The organism is Bulleidia sp. zg-1013, from assembly GCF_019798045.1.
In the GTDB taxonomy this organism is placed as follows: Bacteria; Bacillota_I; Bacilli_A; order Erysipelotrichales; family Erysipelotrichaceae; genus Bulleidia.
Genome location: NZ_JAGXEX010000003.1, coordinates 1 through 18,677, shown reverse-complemented (window position 1 = coordinate 18,677; position 18,677 = coordinate 1). Strand labels below are relative to the sequence as shown.

General features: G+C 35.8%; 14 protein-coding genes and 1 pseudogene. 12 read left to right on the top strand and 3 right to left on the bottom strand.

Going from position 1 to position 18,677, the window contains the following annotated elements; translation table 11 throughout:
- The first annotated feature begins 8 nt into the window (after nt 1-8).
- The 8 genes from rplL to rpoC all read left to right on the top strand — a co-directional run bounded on the left by rplL (nt 9) and on the right by rpoC (nt 12,119).
- The gene (gene rplL, locus K7I92_RS03365; RefSeq protein WP_220282060.1) at nt 9-383 is read left to right on the top strand and encodes a 50S ribosomal protein L7/L12; all 375 of its coding nucleotides are present in this window, start codon (nt 9-11) and stop codon (nt 381-383) included.
- Nucleotides 384-478: 95 nt separating this feature from the next.
- Nucleotides 479-1,081 (top strand): class I SAM-dependent methyltransferase, encoded by a 603-nt coding sequence (locus K7I92_RS03360; protein WP_220282058.1) that lies wholly within the window; start codon nt 479-481, stop codon nt 1,079-1,081.
- 170 nt (nt 1,082-1,251) lie between these two features.
- Entirely contained in the window at nt 1,252-2,118 is an 867-nt protein-coding gene (locus K7I92_RS03355) for a hypothetical protein (protein WP_203245101.1), read from the top strand.
- Entirely contained in the window at nt 2,118-2,705 is a 588-nt protein-coding gene (locus tag K7I92_RS03350) for a hypothetical protein (protein ID WP_220282057.1), read from the top strand. Before K7I92_RS03355 ends, K7I92_RS03350 begins: the two co-directional genes overlap by 1 nt.
- Nucleotides 2,702-3,370, top strand: coding sequence for a hypothetical protein (locus tag K7I92_RS03345; protein WP_220282055.1), 669 nt, complete (start codon nt 2,702-2,704; stop codon nt 3,368-3,370). Before K7I92_RS03350 ends, K7I92_RS03345 begins: the two co-directional genes overlap by 4 nt.
- A complete protein-coding gene (locus K7I92_RS03340; RefSeq protein WP_220282054.1) occupies nt 3,367-4,005 on the top strand; it encodes an ATP-binding cassette domain-containing protein in 639 nt (212 codons plus the stop codon). Before K7I92_RS03345 ends, K7I92_RS03340 begins: the two co-directional genes overlap by 4 nt.
- 136 nt (nt 4,006-4,141) lie before the next feature.
- Nucleotides 4,142-8,278, top strand: coding sequence for a DNA-directed RNA polymerase subunit beta (locus tag K7I92_RS03335; RefSeq protein WP_220282053.1), 4,137 nt, complete (start codon nt 4,142-4,144; stop codon nt 8,276-8,278).
- Between the two features lie 10 nt (nt 8,279-8,288).
- Nucleotides 8,289-12,119 (top strand): DNA-directed RNA polymerase subunit beta', encoded by a 3,831-nt coding sequence (gene rpoC / locus K7I92_RS03330; protein ID WP_203245108.1) that lies wholly within the window; start codon nt 8,289-8,291, stop codon nt 12,117-12,119.
- 97 nt (nt 12,120-12,216) lie between these two features.
- Here the strand turns inward: rpoC and K7I92_RS07645 are convergent, their stop codons facing one another.
- The 3 genes and pseudogenes from K7I92_RS07645 to K7I92_RS03315 all read right to left on the bottom strand — a co-directional run bounded on the left by K7I92_RS07645 (nt 12,217) and on the right by K7I92_RS03315 (nt 14,511).
- On the bottom strand, nt 12,217-12,864 hold the full coding sequence (locus K7I92_RS07645; RefSeq protein ID WP_370627439.1) for a DUF4368 domain-containing protein: 648 nt from the start codon (nt 12,862-12,864) through the stop codon (nt 12,217-12,219).
- Nucleotides 12,865-13,110: 246 nt separating this feature from the next.
- Nucleotides 13,111-13,530: pseudogene (locus K7I92_RS07640) on the bottom strand (hypothetical protein); the annotation flags it as partial.
- 15 nt (nt 13,531-13,545) lie between these two features.
- Nucleotides 13,546-14,511: a hypothetical protein gene (locus K7I92_RS03315; protein ID WP_220282050.1), complete on the bottom strand. Its 966-nt coding sequence runs from the start codon at nt 14,509-14,511 to the stop codon at nt 13,546-13,548.
- Between the two features lie 406 nt (nt 14,512-14,917).
- Here K7I92_RS03315 and K7I92_RS03310 point away from each other — a divergent pair, with 406 nt between their 5' ends.
- From K7I92_RS03310 to K7I92_RS03295, 4 genes are read left to right on the top strand one after another with little or no spacing between them, the layout of a single operon-like run.
- Nucleotides 14,918-15,127: a helix-turn-helix transcriptional regulator gene (locus tag K7I92_RS03310; RefSeq protein ID WP_220282049.1), complete on the top strand. Its 210-nt coding sequence runs from the start codon at nt 14,918-14,920 to the stop codon at nt 15,125-15,127.
- Nucleotides 15,127-17,055 carry a class I SAM-dependent DNA methyltransferase gene (locus K7I92_RS03305; RefSeq protein ID WP_220282048.1) on the top strand — a complete coding sequence of 643 codons (1,929 nt, stop codon included), beginning with the start codon at nt 15,127-15,129 and terminating at the stop codon, nt 17,053-17,055. The genes K7I92_RS03310 and K7I92_RS03305 overlap by 1 nt, the downstream gene beginning before the upstream one ends.
- A 2-nt stretch (nt 17,056-17,057) precedes the next feature.
- The gene (locus K7I92_RS03300) at nt 17,058-17,672 is read left to right on the top strand and encodes a restriction endonuclease subunit S (RefSeq protein WP_220282047.1); all 615 of its coding nucleotides are present in this window, start codon (nt 17,058-17,060) and stop codon (nt 17,670-17,672) included.
- Nucleotides 17,657-18,256 carry a restriction endonuclease subunit S gene (locus K7I92_RS03295; RefSeq protein WP_220282178.1) on the top strand — a complete coding sequence of 200 codons (600 nt, stop codon included), beginning with the start codon at nt 17,657-17,659 and terminating at the stop codon, nt 18,254-18,256. Before K7I92_RS03300 ends, K7I92_RS03295 begins: the two co-directional genes overlap by 16 nt.
- The last annotated feature ends 421 nt before the right edge of the window (nt 18,257-18,677 follow it).

Here is an 18,677-nt window from a genome sequence, read left to right as displayed (position 1 = left end):
AAAATAAAATGGCAAAGTTAACACAAGAAGAAATTTTATCTTATTTAGATGAAGCAACTATCTTAGAATTAAATGAATTAGTAAAGGCAATTGAAGAAAAGTACGGCGTTAGTGCCGCCGCTCCTGTTGCTGTAGCTGCCGGTGCCGGTGAAGCTGCTGCTGATGCAGCTCCGGCTAGCGTAACTGTTACGTTAACAGGCGTTGGTGAAACAAAGGTTGCTGTTATCAAGGTTGTACGTGAAATCACCGGCTTAGGCTTAGTTGATGCTAAGAAGTTAGTTGATAGTGCTCCGGCTGAATTGAAGAAGGATATTCCTGCTGATGAGGCGGAAGAAATCAAGAAGAAGTTAATGGAAGCCGGCGCTACTGTTGACATTAAGTAATTCAATTTGGATGAACTAAAAAGGGTTAATAGCCCTTTTTATTTTGCCTTTATTGAAAAAAGAAAGGGAATTCTTTACTATTAAGTTAATTGAATATGGAGAATAAACATTACTTTAGTAACAACGATGATATGGCTTCAAAGCCAATAGAATATCAATATACAGTGCAAGGAAAGACATTAACTTTTCAAAGCGATTTAGGTGTTTTTTCTAAAGATGAATTGGATTTTGGCAGTCATGTTTTTATTCAAACTTTATTGAAAGAAAAGCTATCTGGAAAAGGATTAGATATGGGCTGTGGCATTGGTCCAATTGGTCTTTCAATGTTAGTGGGACACAATGATGTTGAAATGGATATGGTGGACATCAATAATCGTGCTATTCGTTTGTGCCAATCGAATGTAGAAAGGAACAATTTAAAAGCCAATGTGTTTCTATCTAATGGTTTTGAATACATAAATAAAAAGTATGATTTCATTATTAGTAATCCACCAATCCGCCAAGGGAAGGGCTTTCTATTTCAATTTTACACCGATAGCAAGGCTCATTTAAAAAGTAGTGGTTGTTTGTATATTGTTATACGCAAGCAACAAGGTGCAGCTAGTTCCGTTAAAAAGCTGGAAGAAGTATTTGGCAACTGCTCGATAATAGAAAAAAAGGCAGGGTATTGGATTTTGAAGAGTATCCACGAAGGTTAAGTAATCGATATTTATATAGCTTGTATGGTCACATTATAAAAAATAGAAAGAACATTGACAAAATGAATGAAAGTTTGATATATATAAATTAGATAATCTTAGAATTATAAGAAAGGAGAGTAAGATGAAGAAAACTTATGTTAAGATTCTTTTTACTCAGATATGAAATTATGAAAGAGTTTTTTAAAAAAAGACAATTGTATGTTTTAATTTCAATACTTTCTTTACTGATTTTTGTGATAGAAACACTTCATGAAACTGGTTTTCTTCAATCGACTTTCGAATGGCTGACGAGTGCTTCTTATCGAGAGAATTATTGTCGTTTTTCGGATATACAACCCTGTCATGTTAATTCTTTATTTTCAATGTTAGAGGCAGAGAGAAGTTTTTTGTTGTTTAATCATAATGTTGTTATGGGTGTCATGATGTATCAAATCATCTTGCCATTAGCACTGGGAGTTTTAACTTATCATTTCTATAAATGGTTTCGTGAAATCGGAAAGATGGAAATGGTTCGTTTCAAAACAAAAAAACGCTATTTGATTCATAAAATTTCTCAAGAGAGTTTCTATTTTTCATTGTTTTTATATGTGGCTTTTATTCTGTATTATTTTTTAGTGTTATGGTTAACCAAAGGTAGAGTTGCAAACGAGGTAACACGAGAAATATTGTTGGATTGGTTTGGTAAATCTTTGATTTTAAATCATCCTTATTTCTATTTTTTCTTGGAGGGAACAGTTAAATTTTTCGTTATTCCCTATATTTGGGGAATGATAGCCGGTTTCTTATCGCTAATATCCATACAGAAATACCAAAGCCTATTAACGATTCCGATTGTTTTTACCGGTTTGGAATTTATTTCGCTGGCTTTAAAAACAAAACTACCCAATTTTTATATTTATTTGAATCCCAAAAGTATTTTAGTCAGTGGGGATTATCCTAATATTCATACAACGTGGTTATTTATCATACATATTGTTATTCTTACTTTGATGTATATAACATTTTTGTATCGGAATAAAAAGGTGGATTACTAATGAAAAAGATGCTTCTTAGAAATACAACTTATTTATTATTTTTCGGGATGCTCATTTGGATTTTGCCTTTTTTTAAGCGTGGCTATGAAGAATTGTTAACAGCTTTTTACATCACTTTTTCCATACCTGCTTTAACCTTGTTGTTAACGGATTATCGAGTATCGATTGTTTTCGTGTTAACCCGCTTTCAAGATTATCATCACTATTGGCGGTTTTTGCTTGGGAAATATTTAAGGCAACTTGGAATTTTTCTTTTACTCCTTTTGATGGCTAACGGATACTATAATTATCAACATCACCTAGGGTGGTTTATTCCTTGGGGAGTGTATATTCGCTTAACCATTTTAAGTATCTTTCTGTCATTGAGCTTCTTTTGTGTTTTTAAGAAAACAAGAAGTTATCTATGGGTAGAAATAGTATATGGTGTTTTCTTGATTGATTTTTTGTATTCAAAAAATCTGGAATTAGGAGAGGAATGGATTCATCTTTATTCTATTTTCACCTCTTTACAAGGAGTGCTATTTTACCTAGGGATAATCATTTTATTGAGCATATATGCTAATTGGTATAGGGGGATTGAAGAGTGAAGAGGAATTTTTTTGGCATCTCTATTTTATACACAGCCATCAGTGTGTTATCCGCCATCATGATTTTAAGGGATAGAGCTTATTGGAGTACTCATCTTTTGTATCGAATTGAATGGTTTGAACAACTGAATTACAATCGCTTGAATCTTAGCGTTTTGTTGGTGTTTTTAACCCAATCTTTATTGGTAATGATGGCTTTTGTACAAAATCAATCGGAAAGAGAGGGCTATAGTCAATTCTTATTGATTAGAAATGGAAGGAGCGGTGTGCTATCTTATTTATTGAAAAATAAGATAAGAGAGTGGCTGATATATGCTGGGATGACAACCTTGTTATTATGGATTGTTAATGGTTTGTGTTGCTTGCAATGGGCTTTCCCAATATCAACGATACTTTCATGGTGGAAATATACCTTCACCATGGCGTGTTTGAGTTTGGTGTATGAATTAAATTTACTTTTCAGAGATCATCAGAAAACAAAGGATATTTTTTTCTACTTATGCGTCGTATTTTGTGCTTTAGATATTGCTTTTAATACGAAATTTATTGTTGCAACAGAAGCTGTTTTAGAAATTTTGAAATGGCTTGGTATTAACTTACTTCTTACAGTGATAGCGGTTGGTATGTTGATGAAACGAATTATAGAAAAGAGGGATTTGGTATGATTGAATTAGTAGGCGTGAAAAAAGCTTATCGGAACCACTTGGTTTTCGAGGATGTGAATCTAAAAATCGAGGATGGCAAAATCAATTACATCCAAGGGATAAATGGTGTGGGTAAAAGTGTCCTTTTGAAAATTATTTGTGGCTTATCCTTGGCGACAGAGGGCAAGGTTTTGATTGATGGAAAAGAGCTGGGGAAGGAGTTTGACATTATTCATAATGCCGGTGTTAGTATTAACAACCCTGAATTTAATCATAATTGGACGGGATTGGAAAATTTGATGGAGCTTGCCAAAATACGTCACAGGATTGATCGAGAAGGAATTCTAGCTATGGCTGAGGACTTTGATATGGCAGAGAATATGAATAAAAAATATAAAAGCTATTCCCTTGGTATGAAACAAAAGCTTCGTATTATGCAGGCATTAATGGACCAACCAAAATACCTCATTTTAGATGAACCATTTGATGCGTTGGACCAAAGCTCTAAGGAAAAAACGAAACAAATCTTGAAGGATTATTTACAGACGCATGAAGAATCATTGCTGGTATATACTAGTCACGAAAGAGGCTCTGAGGATTTTGCGGATGTTATCTTTGAAATTAGTGAAAATAGAATTGTAAAACTAAAGGGTTGACGGGACAATTAGCCCATAAAGCTCGGTTGACGAAACCAAATTAATCGTTTATTATAATAAATTGCAAAAGAATAGAATTTGGGTAAGGGATACTATACCCATTTTTGACTTACTTTATGGCAAGAAAGGCGGCTATATGAAAGAAACTCAGGCATACCATGTTGTTAAATATGGGAATAAAGCATCGCGTCGTGACTATTCAAAAGTTAGTAGTGGTCTAGATCTTCCTGATTTAGTAGAGATTCAAACAGAATCTTTCGAATGGTTTTTAAGAGAAGGGGTACAAGAAGTATTTGATGGCATTTTCCCAATTACCAATCATAGCGAAAGCATCCGCTTAAAGTTTTTAGGGTATCGTTTAGATGAACCTCTTTTAGGTGTTGCTGAATGTAAGCACAAACAAATTAATTATTGTGCCAAGATGTATGGTGACATGGAACTTGAAATGGTGGATCAGGCAACGGGTGAAGTTCTAACCAAGAGAGAAGATGTTTACTTAGGGGAATTACCTTTAATGACACCGGGCGGCACATTTATTATTAATGGTGCAGAACGTGTTATCGTTTCGCAAATTGTTCGTTCCCCGGGGGCTTACTTTGGCATTGTTTCCGAAGATAGAACGGGCCGTGATACCTATACAAGTGAATTAATTCCGGCGCGTGGAACATGGCTGGAATTTTTGACCGACGAAAAAAAAGCTAACTTAGGCCGCGTTGTTATGACTTCAGTTGACCGTCGTCGTAAGATTTTAAGTACTATTTTCTTAAAAGCCATTGGTTTATCTTTAAATCGTGAAAAGAATGGTGAAACGGTCTCTGTTTCTGATATGCAAAAATTCTTAAAAGCCTTGAAATTACCAGTTCATAAAGATGTTGTTGTTCCTGAAGAAACAACCGAATTATTAAATGAGTATTCCTTATTATATACATCCATTTTCGGTAATTATGAAGAATTAAGAAATTCATTAGCCGCGGATAAATTACCAACAACTAACGATGCTTTGTATGCGATTTACCAAAACCAGCGTCAAGATGAAATTGCGACGGTAGATGGTGCTATGAACCTGATGGATTCTCGCTTCTTTGATCATAAAGCTTATGATTTAACTAAAGCAGGTCGTTATAAAGTGCGTCGTAAGTTAAATATCTTAGATCGTATGATTGGTCATAGCTTAACAGAAAACCTGGTTGGTGCTGATGGTAAAGTTCTAATTAAGAAAGGCATTGAAATTGAGCGCTCCTTAAAGAATGAACTAAGAGAAGAAATCAACAAGGGTATCGCCATGAGTGCCGTTCCTTTCATACATGCTTTCTCGCATCCTGAAGTGGCTTCAGTTAAGACTGCTTGGAAGAAGTCCTTGATCGGTCGTATTTTAGCTCAAGATATTACGGGCGATTATGAATTGGAAAAAGGAACTGTTTTAACAGAGGAAGATGTTAAAGCGATTTCAAAACAATATGAGGCTATTCTTGTTTATACCGGAATTTATGCGAATGCAGTAAAAGTCACTAATGATAATGTGAATGCGGTTTTGAATTTAGGAGAACGTTTATTCCAAATTGGTCGTATCACCGTTGGTGGAAAAGACGTAGTCAATTCAAATGGTGAAGCTTATGTGGGAGGCTATACACCAAATGTTCGTCGTAATGCGATGACAGCTCGCAATCAAGAAGCGATTGTGAAGAGGGTTATGGCTGGTGAAGCAGTAATAGTTTGGTTAGTTGGTGCGGCTGTTCAAACCGTAGAAATCAACGTGGATGGAAATCCGGTGAAGATTATTGGTATTGATCCATTGAACCAAAAAGAAACCATTACTATCTCGGATATTTATGCTTTATACAATTACCAATTAACCATGTTGGACGGCATTGGTAGTCAAGATGATATTGATATGTTGTCAAATCGTCGTATTCGTACAATGGGTGAATTGCTTCAAAATCAATATCGTTTAGGCTTAAGTCGTGCTGAAAGAACAATTAAAGACAGAATGTCGATTTCAGACACTTCCTCATTAACACCTAAGACGTTGGTAAACATTCGTCCATTAACAACGCCGGTCAAGGAATTCTTCTCTGCTTCTCAATTATCGCAGTTTATGGATCAAGAAAATCCGTTAGCTGAATTGTCAAACAAGAGGCGTATTTCCGCTTTGGGTCCTGGTGGATTAACGCGTGAACGTGCCGGATTTGAAGTGCGTGATATTCATAACTCTCACTATGGACGTATTTGTCCAATTGAAACACCGGAAGGTCCAAACATTGGTTTGATTTCTTATTTAACAACTTATGCGAAGGTAAATGAATATGGCTTTATTGAAACGCCTTATCGCAAAGTGAAGAAAGGTGTTGTAACGGATGAAGTTGTTTACATGGATGCTGAGGAAGAAAACGAACATGCGATTGCTCAATCGAATGCCATCAAGGATGGGAAATTAATTGCTGATAAAGTAGTTGCTCGTGTTGCCGGTGAAACTGTGATGGCGGATGCAGAAACGATTGATTTTGCGGATGTATCTCCTCGCCAAATTGTATCAGTGGCGACAGCTTGTGTACCTTTCTTGGAAAATGATGACTGCACACGTGCCTTAATGGGTGCTAATATGCAACGTCAGGCAGTCCCATTATTAAATCCACATAGTCCATTTGTTGGAACGGGTATGGAACATATGATTGCTCGTTATTCGGGAGAAGCTTGTGTGGCGACAGCTTCGGGTATGGTTACTTATGTCGACGCAAGTCGTGTTGTTGTGGCTCAAGATGATGGGCAAATGAAGGAATATAAATTAACGAAGTATTCTCGTTCCAATGCGTCTACTTGTATAAATCAAAAACCGATTGTACTAAAGGGCGAACGTATTGAACGTGGTGATATTTTAGCCGATGGTCCTTCCATGCAAAATGGCGAATTAGCTCTAGGTCAGAATGTAACGATTGCTTTCATGACTTGGAAGGGTTACAACTATGAAGATGCGATTATTATGTCGGAAAAAATGCAGGCGGAAGACTATTACACTTCCGTTCATATTGAAGAATATTCTCTTGAATGTCGCACGACAAAATTAGGGGACGAAGAAATCACTTATGATATTCCAAACGTTGCCGAAGCGGCGAAGAGAAACTTAGATCCTCGTGGAATTATTATGGTTGGTGCTGATGTTAAGGAAGGCGATATCTTAGTTGGTAAGGTAACTCCTAAGGGGCAAACGGATGTTTCCCCGGAAGAGAAGCTATTATTAGCTATCTTCGGTGAGAAGTCGCGTGAAGTTCGTGATAATTCCTTGAAAGTTCCACATGGTGGTGCCGGTACAGTCTTAGATGTTCGCGTATTCCACCGCAATGATAAAGGCGTTGAATTAAAAAACGGTGTTAAGAGCATGGTAAAAGTGTTCATCGTTCAAAAGAGAAAGATTTCCGAAGGGGATAAGATGGCAGGTCGTCATGGTAATAAGGGTGTCATTTCCCGTATTAATCCGGTAGAAGATATGCCATACATGGCAGATGGAACACCAATTGATGTGATGTTGAATCCATTCGGTGTGCCTTCTCGTATGAATATTGGACAGGTATTAGAAGTTCATTTAGGTTTAGCCGCGAAGCGTTTAGGCGTTAAGTTTGCGACACCGGTCTTTGATGGTGTCTCTAATGAAGACTTAGCGAATATTATGAAAGAAGCCGGTTCTTCACCGGATGGTAAGTACGTCTTATACGATGGCATGACAGGCGAAGCTTATGACGAGCGTATCTCGGTTGGTGTCATGTATATGATTAAGTTAGCCCACATGGTCGATGATAAGTTACATGCTCGTGCTACCGGTCCATACTCTTTAGTAACGCAACAGCCACTAGGCGGTAAAGCACAAAATGGCGGGCAGAGATTTGGGGAAATGGAAGTTTGGGCTCTTGAAGCCTATGGTGCTTCCCATACCTTACAAGAAATCTTAACAGTTAAATCCGATGATATTACTGGTCGTACAAGGACTTATGAAGCTATTGTTAAAGGTAAAGATATGCCTACACCCGGTATTCCTGAATCCTTCCGTGTCTTAGTGCATGAATTACAGTCGTTAGCTATTGATGTTCGTATGATGGATGGCGAAGGTCATGAGATGGACTTAAAGGAAATGGAACAACAAGACCTACGTGAAGAAACAGAAATTAACTCAGATGTCATCATGGTTAATGATGCCAATGAAACAGAAGGTTTCATGACCGTTGAGGATGATGAAGAAGTAGTAGAAGCCGCCGAAGTAGGATTCGACGAAGGCGAAGAATAGGAGGGGAACGATGAATATTAACAATTTTTCTGCGATTAAAATCGGTCTAGCCTCACCAGAAAAGATTCTTAAATGGTCTTATGGCGAAGTTAAAAAGCCTGAAACCATTAACTACCGTTCGCAAAAACCAGAAAAAGAAGGGCTGTTTGCGGAACAAATTTTTGGTCCTACAAAAGACTGGGAATGTGCTTGTGGTAAGTACAAGAAAGTACGTTACCAAGGTGTTGTTTGTGATCGCTGTGGAGTTGAAGTAACCAAGAGTTCAGTGCGTCGTGAACGCATGGGTCATATTGAATTAGCGGCTCCTGTAACACATATTTGGTACTTAAGAGGAACTCCGTCTCGTTTAGCTCTCATCTTAAATTTACCACCAAAACAATTGGAAGAAATCATTTATTTCGTTTCTTGGGTGGTTACCGATCCGGGTGATTTAAGTGATAAACAAAATGGTGTTAAGTACAAACAAGTTATCTCGGAAAGAGAATACCGTACTTTAGTGGCTCGACATGGTGTGGGCAGTTTCGTTGCCCAAACTGGAGCTGAAGCGGTAAAGGCTCTTTTAGAACAAGTGGACTTGGAAGCGGATTACACAGCTATTAAGGCGGAATTAGAAGGTGCTAAGGGTGAAAAGCGTAAGCAATTAATCAAACGTTTGGAAACGGTTGAAGCTTTCCGTAACTCTGATAACAAGCCGGAATGGATGGTGTTATCTGTATTACCGGTCATCCCACCTGATTTAAGACCAATGCTTCAATTAGATGGAGGTCGTTTCGCTTCCTCTGATTTAAATGATTTGTACCGTCGTGTTATCACACGTAACAATCGTTTGAAGAAACTATTGGAATTAGGTACACCGGCTATCATTGTTCAAAATGAAAAGCGTATGTTACAAGAAGCGGTAGATGCCTTGATTGATAATGGGCGCCGTGGGAAACCGGTTAATGGTGCTTCTAACCGTGCTCTGAAGTCATTATCTAACTCTCTAAAGGGTAAACAAGGACGTTTTCGTCAAAACTTGTTAGGAAAACGTGTTGACTTCTCTGGTCGTTCAGTTATTGCGATTGGTCCTTACTTAAAGATGTGGCAATGTGGTCTACCTAGAGAAATGGCAATCAATTTATATAAGCCTTTTGTTATTAATGAATTGGTGAACCAACAAATCGCGACCAATCCTAAGACGGCTGAAAAATTAATTGTTCGTCAAGACCATCGTGTTTGGGATATTGTGGAGCAAGTGATTACTCAGCATCCGGTTTTCCTAAACCGTGCGCCTACTTTACACCGCTTGGGCATACAAGCTTTCTTCCCTCGTTTAGTGGAAGGTCGTGCTATTCGTGTGCATCCATTGGTGTGTCCTGCATTTAACGCTGACTTTGATGGTGACCAGATGGCGGTTCACTTACCATTAAGTGATATGGCTCGTGCCGAAACAGAAGTCTTAATGCTTGGTTCAAACAACATCTTAGGTCCAAAGGATGGTAAACCTATCGTTACACCCGGGCAGGACTTAGTGTTGGGTAACTTCTATTTGAATATGGAAGAAACAGCGGATGAATTCTACAAGAAGGCAGATGCTTTAGAAGCAATTGGTGAAAAAGTAGAAGCGGATCGTTGGCGAAGATATGGGGATAACGAAGGTCATGTTTTCAAAGATGTTGATGAAGTCTTAATGGCTTATCAAACCGGTGTCGTTCATTTGCATAGTCGTATCGCAATTCCCGCCGCTAAAGCTGGTAAGACCTGCTTTAGTGCGCAACAAATGGATTCTTACTTGATGACAACGGTTGGTAAGATTATCTTCAACCAAGTATTCCCGGCCGAATTCCCGTACTTAAATGTTGTTAATGGAGAAAACTTGAAGGCAACTTCGGATGAATTCTTCTTAGCGAAGGGTTCCAATATTAAGAAAGAAATTGCGGAACGTAAAGTCACACCGGAATTCAAGAAGAAGGAATTAGGAAGTTTAATTGCGGCAGTATTCGATCGTTATAACACTAATGGTACTTCTGATATCTTAGATGGTTTGAAGGATATGGGTTATCTATACTCCACTCTAGCCGGCATGACCGTTGCTTTAAGTGACATTAAAGTAGCTCCTAGGAAAGATGAATTGGTAGCTGAGGGTCGTGAAAAAGCAGACGTCTTAAACGCTTTAAGAGACCGTGGCTTATTAACAGCACAAGAATGGGAACGTGCTTTCTCTGAATTGTGGGCAAACGTGAAGGAAAGTGTTGGAGATTCCTTGATGGCTTCCTTACCTCGTATGAATCCTATCAACATGATGGCTGTCTCTGGTGCTCGTGGTAATAAGAACCACTTTACCCAGTTAGCTGGTATGCGTGGATTGATGGCACGTCCAACCCAATCGAAATCACGTAAAGAATACCAACCATCCATCATTGAAGTTCCAATCTATTCTTCATTCCGTGAAGGGATGTCGGTATCTGAATTCTTTATTTCCACTCATGGGGTGCGTAAAGGTCTAACCGATACAGCCTTAAAGACCGCGGAATCCGGTTACTTAACACGTCGTTTAGTCGATGTGGCGCAAGAAGTGATTATCAATGAAGATGATTGTGGAACCGATAGTGGTTACTTGGTTTCCGATATTATTGATCAGCGTAATAATTCAATTATTGAAAATTTCTATGATCGTATTGTTGGTCGCTATACCCAACAAACGATTGTTCACCCTGAGACAGGTGAAGTCTTAGTGGATGAAGATACTTTCATCACAGAAGAATTAGCACAAAAGGTGCTTGCGGCCGGTGTTAAGGAAGCTTATATTCGTAATGTGTTTACTTGCAAGTCGGGCAATGGCATTTGTCGTAAATGTTATGGTCAAAATATGGCAACGGGTCGCCTTGTTGAAGAAGGTGAAGCGGTTGGTATTATGGCTGCCCAAGCAATTGGTGAACCTGGTACACAGTTGACCATGCGTAACTTCCATACTGGTGGAGTTGCAACGCAATCCGGCGATATTACACAAGGTCTTCCTCGTGTTGAAGAATTGTTTGAAGCTCGTACACCAAAGGGTGTTGCTGTTATTTCAAAGATTGACGGCGAAATTACAGAAATCCGTGAAAATGATACGCATACAGGACAAATCGTTACCGTCACAAATGAAACTGAATCGATTGAGCATAAGTGTGACTTGACACAAGTTGTTCGCCAATGGATGAAACCGGGAACGAAAGTACATGCCGGTGAAAAATTAACCGAAGGACAAATTGCACCTAAGGAATTGTTAGCAGTAGCCGGTGTGCGCGCCGTTCAAGAATATATTTTGAAAGAAGTGAAGCGTGTTTATTCGACACAAAGTATTGATATTTCTGATAAGCACTTAGAAGTTATGATTAAGCAAATGCTTAAGAAGGTCATTATCCTTGAAGGTAATGATTCTGGCTTAAGTGCCGGTCAAACATTATCTCTACACCGTGTGGATGAACTAAATGAAGTATTATTGGACGAAGGTAAGACACCGGCAAAGTATGGTCCTGTTTTATTAGGTATTTCGAAGTCAGCTGTTGAAACAGATTCGTTCTTATCCTCCGCTTCTTTCCAAGAAACAACGAAAGTATTAACGGAAGCCGCTGTTCGTGGCAAGGTTGATAAATTACAAGGTTTGAAGGAAAACGTGATTATTGGTAAGCTAATTCCTGCCGGTACAGGTAGAAACTTTGATCGTGAAACAACACGTCGTATTGAAGAAAGAGCGGCTGAATTGAAAGCCATTCGCGAAGAGAAGGCTCGCAAGTTGGCGGAAGAATCCGAGCAACGTTTACCAGATGATATTTTGTCAGGACTTGATTTTAGGGCGAAGGATTATTTCCAAGATTAACTCATCCTTGAAAAGACACCCATTAGGTGCTCTTAATTAGGGATTTATTATCTTAAAATTTAATCGGCATGAATGTATTAACCTTTGTGTCGATTTTTTATATATCAATTTTGCCTATAAAGTTCCAATATATCCAAATGGTTTGTTTCTTTAAATTTGTACCCGGAACTTTTACTGATTGTTCTACATAAATCTTTTCTGCAAAATTTCTTATTATTTCTGGTTCAAGTTCTTTAATATCCGTGTACTTTCTAACAAGTTTTAGGAATGATTCCACATTAAGTTCTTCCTCTTGTGATTTTGTAATAGCTTCTTCAAGCTCAGTTATTCTTTTTTGAAGTAGATTTTCTTCTTCATCATAAGCTTTAGCCATTTTTTCAAATCGTTGATTAGATATTTTCCCTTCCAAGTTATCTTCATATAGGTTTTGGACAACAGAGTCAAGTTTTGCAATTCTATCTTTAGAATCATCTAGTTCCTTTTTCTGACTTCTTGATACTTGATTTAATTTGCTGGTTTTCTTCTTCAAAACTAAATCTACAAATTCTTCCTCATGGTCTTTTGCAAAGGCTGTAACTTTTTTAATTTCCCTAAGAAGAATTTCTTCAACTTGAATGTTCTTAATTTGGTGTGAAGTACATTTGCCTTTTTGCTTTCTATAGGATGCACATACAAAGTATTCTTTATCATGAGACCAGCCTTTACCTCTTACTTGATACAATTTTGCTCCACACAAGGTCGGCATTGCTATCTCTTCACTGGGTCCAGAACTATTTACTTTGTTCTTTAGAGCCAATGTCTCGGGTCTTGATGCACAGGCATAAGTCCCAAGAACTCTTAATATGGATTCACAAAGAGTTCCTTTGCCATTTCTTGTAGTCATTCCATAGAGGATTGCCATGCACTCATGCCTAGTATCTCCTGTAAGCCCATAACCTAGTATCTTTTGTAGGAACTTAGATTTTTCTTTATCACCACTCAGAATTTCATCAATGTAGCTGTTCCACCTCTCATTTAATGAGTTAGAATTATAGATAACATCAGCTATTTTGCTTAAATAGTCAGATCTTCTGTGTTCGTAAAATTCCATGGTTCTAAGATTTAAAGTCCCATTTGTACAGTTTAGAAGTTAGGGATCTTTATCGAAGTCAGATACATTTAATGGATGATGAACCTCTGCATCTTTTAATACACTGACCCTATAACCTCTTGCTTGCCATCTGTTGGAGAATTTGACGTAAGTCTTTCTTTTATGTTCGTCTTCAATATCAAGGGCAAGGATATGAAGTAAGTTTGCAAGATTCATGCATAATTTCATAGCTTTCAAACTACCAGTATCAGCTATCCAGATTCCTTCTTCATAGAAATACCAATACTTTCTTTCTGGCACATAACGTAGTGAGTCCTTGTAAAAATCAGCAAAAAGTCAGCCTGCTCCAATATCAGTCCATGGATATTTTTTACCTAGTGGAAAACCCATATCTCTTAATCGTTCAGCATTGAATTCATATATAGGATCTAATTTTGAAATAGGGGTGTAGACTTCCTTTAAAGATTTAATGGCTTTATTTATTGTTATTTCTCCATAGGTTTCCCCTCCACGATTTTCATCCCATTTAGCCCTAAAGAGTTTGGAATCTCTAAAAAGCCTATCTATTTGTTCGTAATTCCCCCCTGCATAGAAAGTGAGAATAGATGCTAAAGCAAGGTCTGCTTCACTTTTAGATGTATAGGAACTTGTATCTCCACTCCATAAAGATAGAAACTTATCTTTATTAGAAGCCTTTGATGCTTTTTCTATAATTTCTTCATCAGTAAGGTAGCTTTTAAAATTATGAGATATTGAGTTCGCTCTTTTTTCTCTTTTTAAATATTTTTCTAAGAGCCAAACTAAGCCCTCATCATTTTCTTTTATCTCTCCTTCTTGATATACATGTCCTGTAACTGTAACAAATCGATTAGTAAAGCCAGCAACATAGACTTCAACTTCTTTAGTCTTCATCTTGTAAATGTCATTGCTGTAACTTACTGAGTTTGGTAGAAAAGTAAAGATTCTAAGTCCCTTACCACTTGGACTAAATTCAATGTATGACTGTGGAAAATGGCTAACTATTTCTTTTGCTAACTCGTTTAAAGCTCCATTAGTAACACAGTCATCCACATCAATAGCTAAGAGTTTTCCATCAACTCTTATTCCAAGTCCATCGTAAGAACTAAGTTTTTCAGATGCTTTATCAAAGGATGTAAAAGTCTTTGGATTATTAACGGATGCATAGCCGTCTGTAATTGGATTAAAAGGTATTTTTGTTTCCTTATTATTTCTTGTTTCATATTTCCATAAGCACCATCTTGCATCTTCTTTTAGATATTCTGGTATATTTTCTAAATTCACATATCTACTCCTTTCGTGTTTTTTGAAGAAGAAATATCCCCTCATATTCCTTAGGGCAGTTAGAAGAATTTTGAGTAACTTCTTCTAAATAACAGGCGAAGAAAAACCTATTTTTTTAACCTTATTCTAAAAAACTTCTTCTCCTAATAGACTCAGGACATTTTTGATACTTTTGATTAATGAAAATTTTCGACTATATCTATATAGGTAAGATTTGAGATAGTTTTTCCGAGCAATTCAAAAATATATTTCTCCCTCTACTAGCCCTAAAACAAAAATAATGGTTTTGATTAGAAAAAAGACGGAAATAAATCCGTCTTAAGAAATATGTAAAGATTAAGTTGCAAAATGTGGTATAATATTATAGAAAAACTGTATAAAGTAGAAGATAAATTTGAGGTGGATTATGGGATTTTCCTATGATAAATTATGGAAAAAATTAATAGATGAAAAAATGAATAAATTAGACTTACAAAAAGCCATAAACACAACTCCCCATACCATAGCTAAAATGGGACGAGATGAGAATGTAAGTATGGAAATACTGGGTAGAATTTGTAAGTATTTTAAATGTGATATATCGGAAGTGTTGGAGTATAGAATGGAGGAAGAGTGATGCAAAGAGATGATATTGGAATTAGGATAGGTAAAAAATATAGAACATCTAATATTGAGGGTGGAGAATTTTCTTATGTACAAGCAGCGGGCTCTAAGGAAAAATTAGTTAATCTTTTGGGTTACGATTCTGTTCATTTTAAAGTGGATATTAGGTTTGAAAATAAAGAGAGAAATGTTGTCGTACTTGTTGAAACGAAGCAAAATTATGATGAAACTGATAAAGAACAGCTAAGACAGTATGTAGATGAAGAAAAAGTCTTATTTAAAACTAAAAAAATCATCGCAATATTAGCAAATACAAATAACGATAAATTTAAAATATGGAAAAATAAAATTTCAGATGAAACATTGCTTCAAAATGAGAATGTAATTGACACAATGGAATATTACACTTCCTTATTTAATGCTAGTAAGCAAAATGATAGGGAAAAAGTATTGAAAAATACTTATGCTCTCAACGAATTACTCCATAAAAAAGATATTCCTGAAAAACTTAGAAGTCAATTTGTAGGAACATCTTTACTCTATATTAAAGACGAGGTTAAAAGAAGAGGATATATTACTATTGATGATAAATCAGCAGGTGAACTCTCAAGCTTTTGGTCTGCTAATAAGCCTGCTACAATTATCACCGCTATTAAAACAACTCTTGATGAACTTTTAGATGGTTCAGATAATAAAATAAAAAAAGTAGAATTGTTGCAAAAAAACGTATTAAATAATCAGAAAGTAAAATCATTAAATATAAGAGAGTGGGACGAGATTTTATCCTTTATTCTAAAGAATATTTATGCTTATATTGATGAAGATTCTGATGAAGGGCAAGACATATTAAACTTATTCTTTATCGCATTTAATAAATACACGGGAAAAGCAGATAAAAATCAAGCCTTTACTCCAGACCATATAACTGAATTTATGTGCAGAGTTACTGAAGTTGATAGAAATAAACGAGTTTTCGATGGTACTTGCGGTTCTGGTTCTTTCTTAGTACAAGCTATGGTAAAGGAACTAGCTGACTGTGAGAAAGATAAAATCACTGATTTAGAAAAGAGAATTAAAAGAGAAAAGATCAAGAAAAATAATATCTATGGTGTTGAAATAGAAGAAGTTGCTTTTGGCTTATCAACAACAAATATGCTTATTCATGGAGATGGAAATTCTAATATAAAACTAGGTTCTCTTTTTGATATGGAAGATTTTTTTGTAAATGCTAACCCTGATATTATTCTCATGAATCCTCCATATAATGCAAAACCTAGATCCATACCAGATAAATACAAAGCAGGATGGAATTCAAAACAAAAAGATGGAAAAGAGGACCCTACAAAGGGATTTGTATTTGCTGAATTCATTTCAGATTGCTTGAAGAATATTAATGATACTAGGATAAATAATGGACAGTCTAAAAAGGAAATAAAACTTGCAATACTTCTTCCTGTTGCAGCTGCTATTGGTTCAAATTCAGTGCTTCAAGCAGCTAAAGAAAATATGCTTGAAGAAAATACACTTGAAGCTGTATTTACATTACCTAATGAAGTATTTTATCCTGGAGCATCTGTATCTGCTTGTTGCATGGTATTTACTTTAGGAAGACCACACAAAGCAGCTGATGGAACTATTAAAGAAACTTTTTTTGGTTATTATAAAGATGATGGATTTATTAAAAGAAAAAATTTAGGAAGAGTAGAACAATTTAGTAAAGAAGACAATTCAGTATGGAAAGACATTGAAAAAGAATGGTTGAATTTATTTAGAAATAAAAAAGTAGTAGATGGTTTAAGTGCAACTGCCCCTGTGACTCATGAAGATGAATGGCTAGCTGAAGCCTATATGAAAACAGATTATTCTACTCTAACAGAAGCAGACTTTGAAAAAACTATTAGAGATTATTATTCTTATCTTATAAAAAATGGAGGATTTTAAAGATGTTAAACACTAAAAAATGGGAAACATTTGTATATGATAAGGTATTTATAATTAGAAAGGGATTTTATAATAAAAAACCTGATTCTTCTGAAGGAGGTGACATTCCATTCTTGGGTGCAACTGATAGTAATAATGGCGTAACTAGTTACCATACAATTGATGATATTACTAATGCGTCTAAAACTGGAGATGATAACAATTCCCCTATTTCAGATAAAATATTCCCTGCTAATGCAGTATGTGTTACTAATAATGGTTCTGTCGGATACGCATATTACCAACCTAAAGAATTTACATGTAGTCATGATGTAAATCCATTATATAGAAAAGATGGAGTTCCATTTAACCATAAAACAGGTTTATTTATTGCCACTGTTATTATGCAAGATAGATACAGATGGCAATACGGGAGAAAATGGAGACCCGTTAGAATGATTAAATCCACAATTAATTTACCTGTTTTGAATGATAAATATGGACAATGTATAATTGATTCTAAAAAAACCTTCTCTGATGAAGGATATATTCCAGATTGGGACTATATGGAAAAGTTCATAGAAAGGCTTGAAACTAGAGAGAGAGAGAGAGTCAAGGCCCTATTAGGGATGCGTTAAATACAAAAAATAAGATTGAAAAAGTACCAGCCCTAAATATTAATGACTGGGAAGAATTTAAAATTGACAACTTATTTAATTTATATAATGGCAGAGGAATAACACAAGAAGAAATAAATGATAATCAAGGAACATTAAATGCAGTTCAAAGTGGAGAAGAAAATAATGGAATTTTAGGATATATTAATTTAAATTATATTAAAGAAATGAATTATACCTATTCATTGATTCCATGTTTAACAGTTGCTAGAACAGGATCTGCAGGATATGTATCTTTTCAGAGTAATGGTTGTGTAGTTGGAGATTCTGCTAAAATCTTAATTCTTAAAAAAAATAATATATTAAGCGAATATTATTTATTTATTCAAGCAATAATGAACAAATTAAGATACAAATACTCCTATGGCAGAAAGGTAACAGAAGACAAATACTTAAATGAAATAATAAAATTACCTATACAAAGAGATAAGAGCCACAAACCTATAATAGACGAAACAAAAAAATATTCAGATAAGGGCTATATACCTGATTGGAATTTCATGGAAAGCTATATTAATTCTCTTCCTTATGGGGATAAAATATAATACTTAATGCAGATTTAATAATCCAAGCCATATTGTTAAAATGAATAATAAATAATGAAGTTTAAAGAATATGATAAAGTTAGAACCCTGATTAAAAAAGAAGGATCTCCTCATCTACCATTGGTATTGTAGTCAGTTTCTATCTTGATTCAGACTATTGTGAAGTCGAGATATGGGACGATGATGGAGATTCTATAGATGTAGTAACTTATAAATTGAATGAACTTAAAAAGATTTAAAATAATTTAAGTAGTTAATAAATTTTAAAAGGCTATGAGCAACTAATGATGTGACCCCCAAAGTTAGACTTTTAAATTTAGATATGTCAAACTCCAAATTTTTCAAAAAAAGTATGAATAATAGGCTTGCCATAGGAGGGATGAGATGATATTATAACTGGGCACTAGAGAGCAGTACAAAA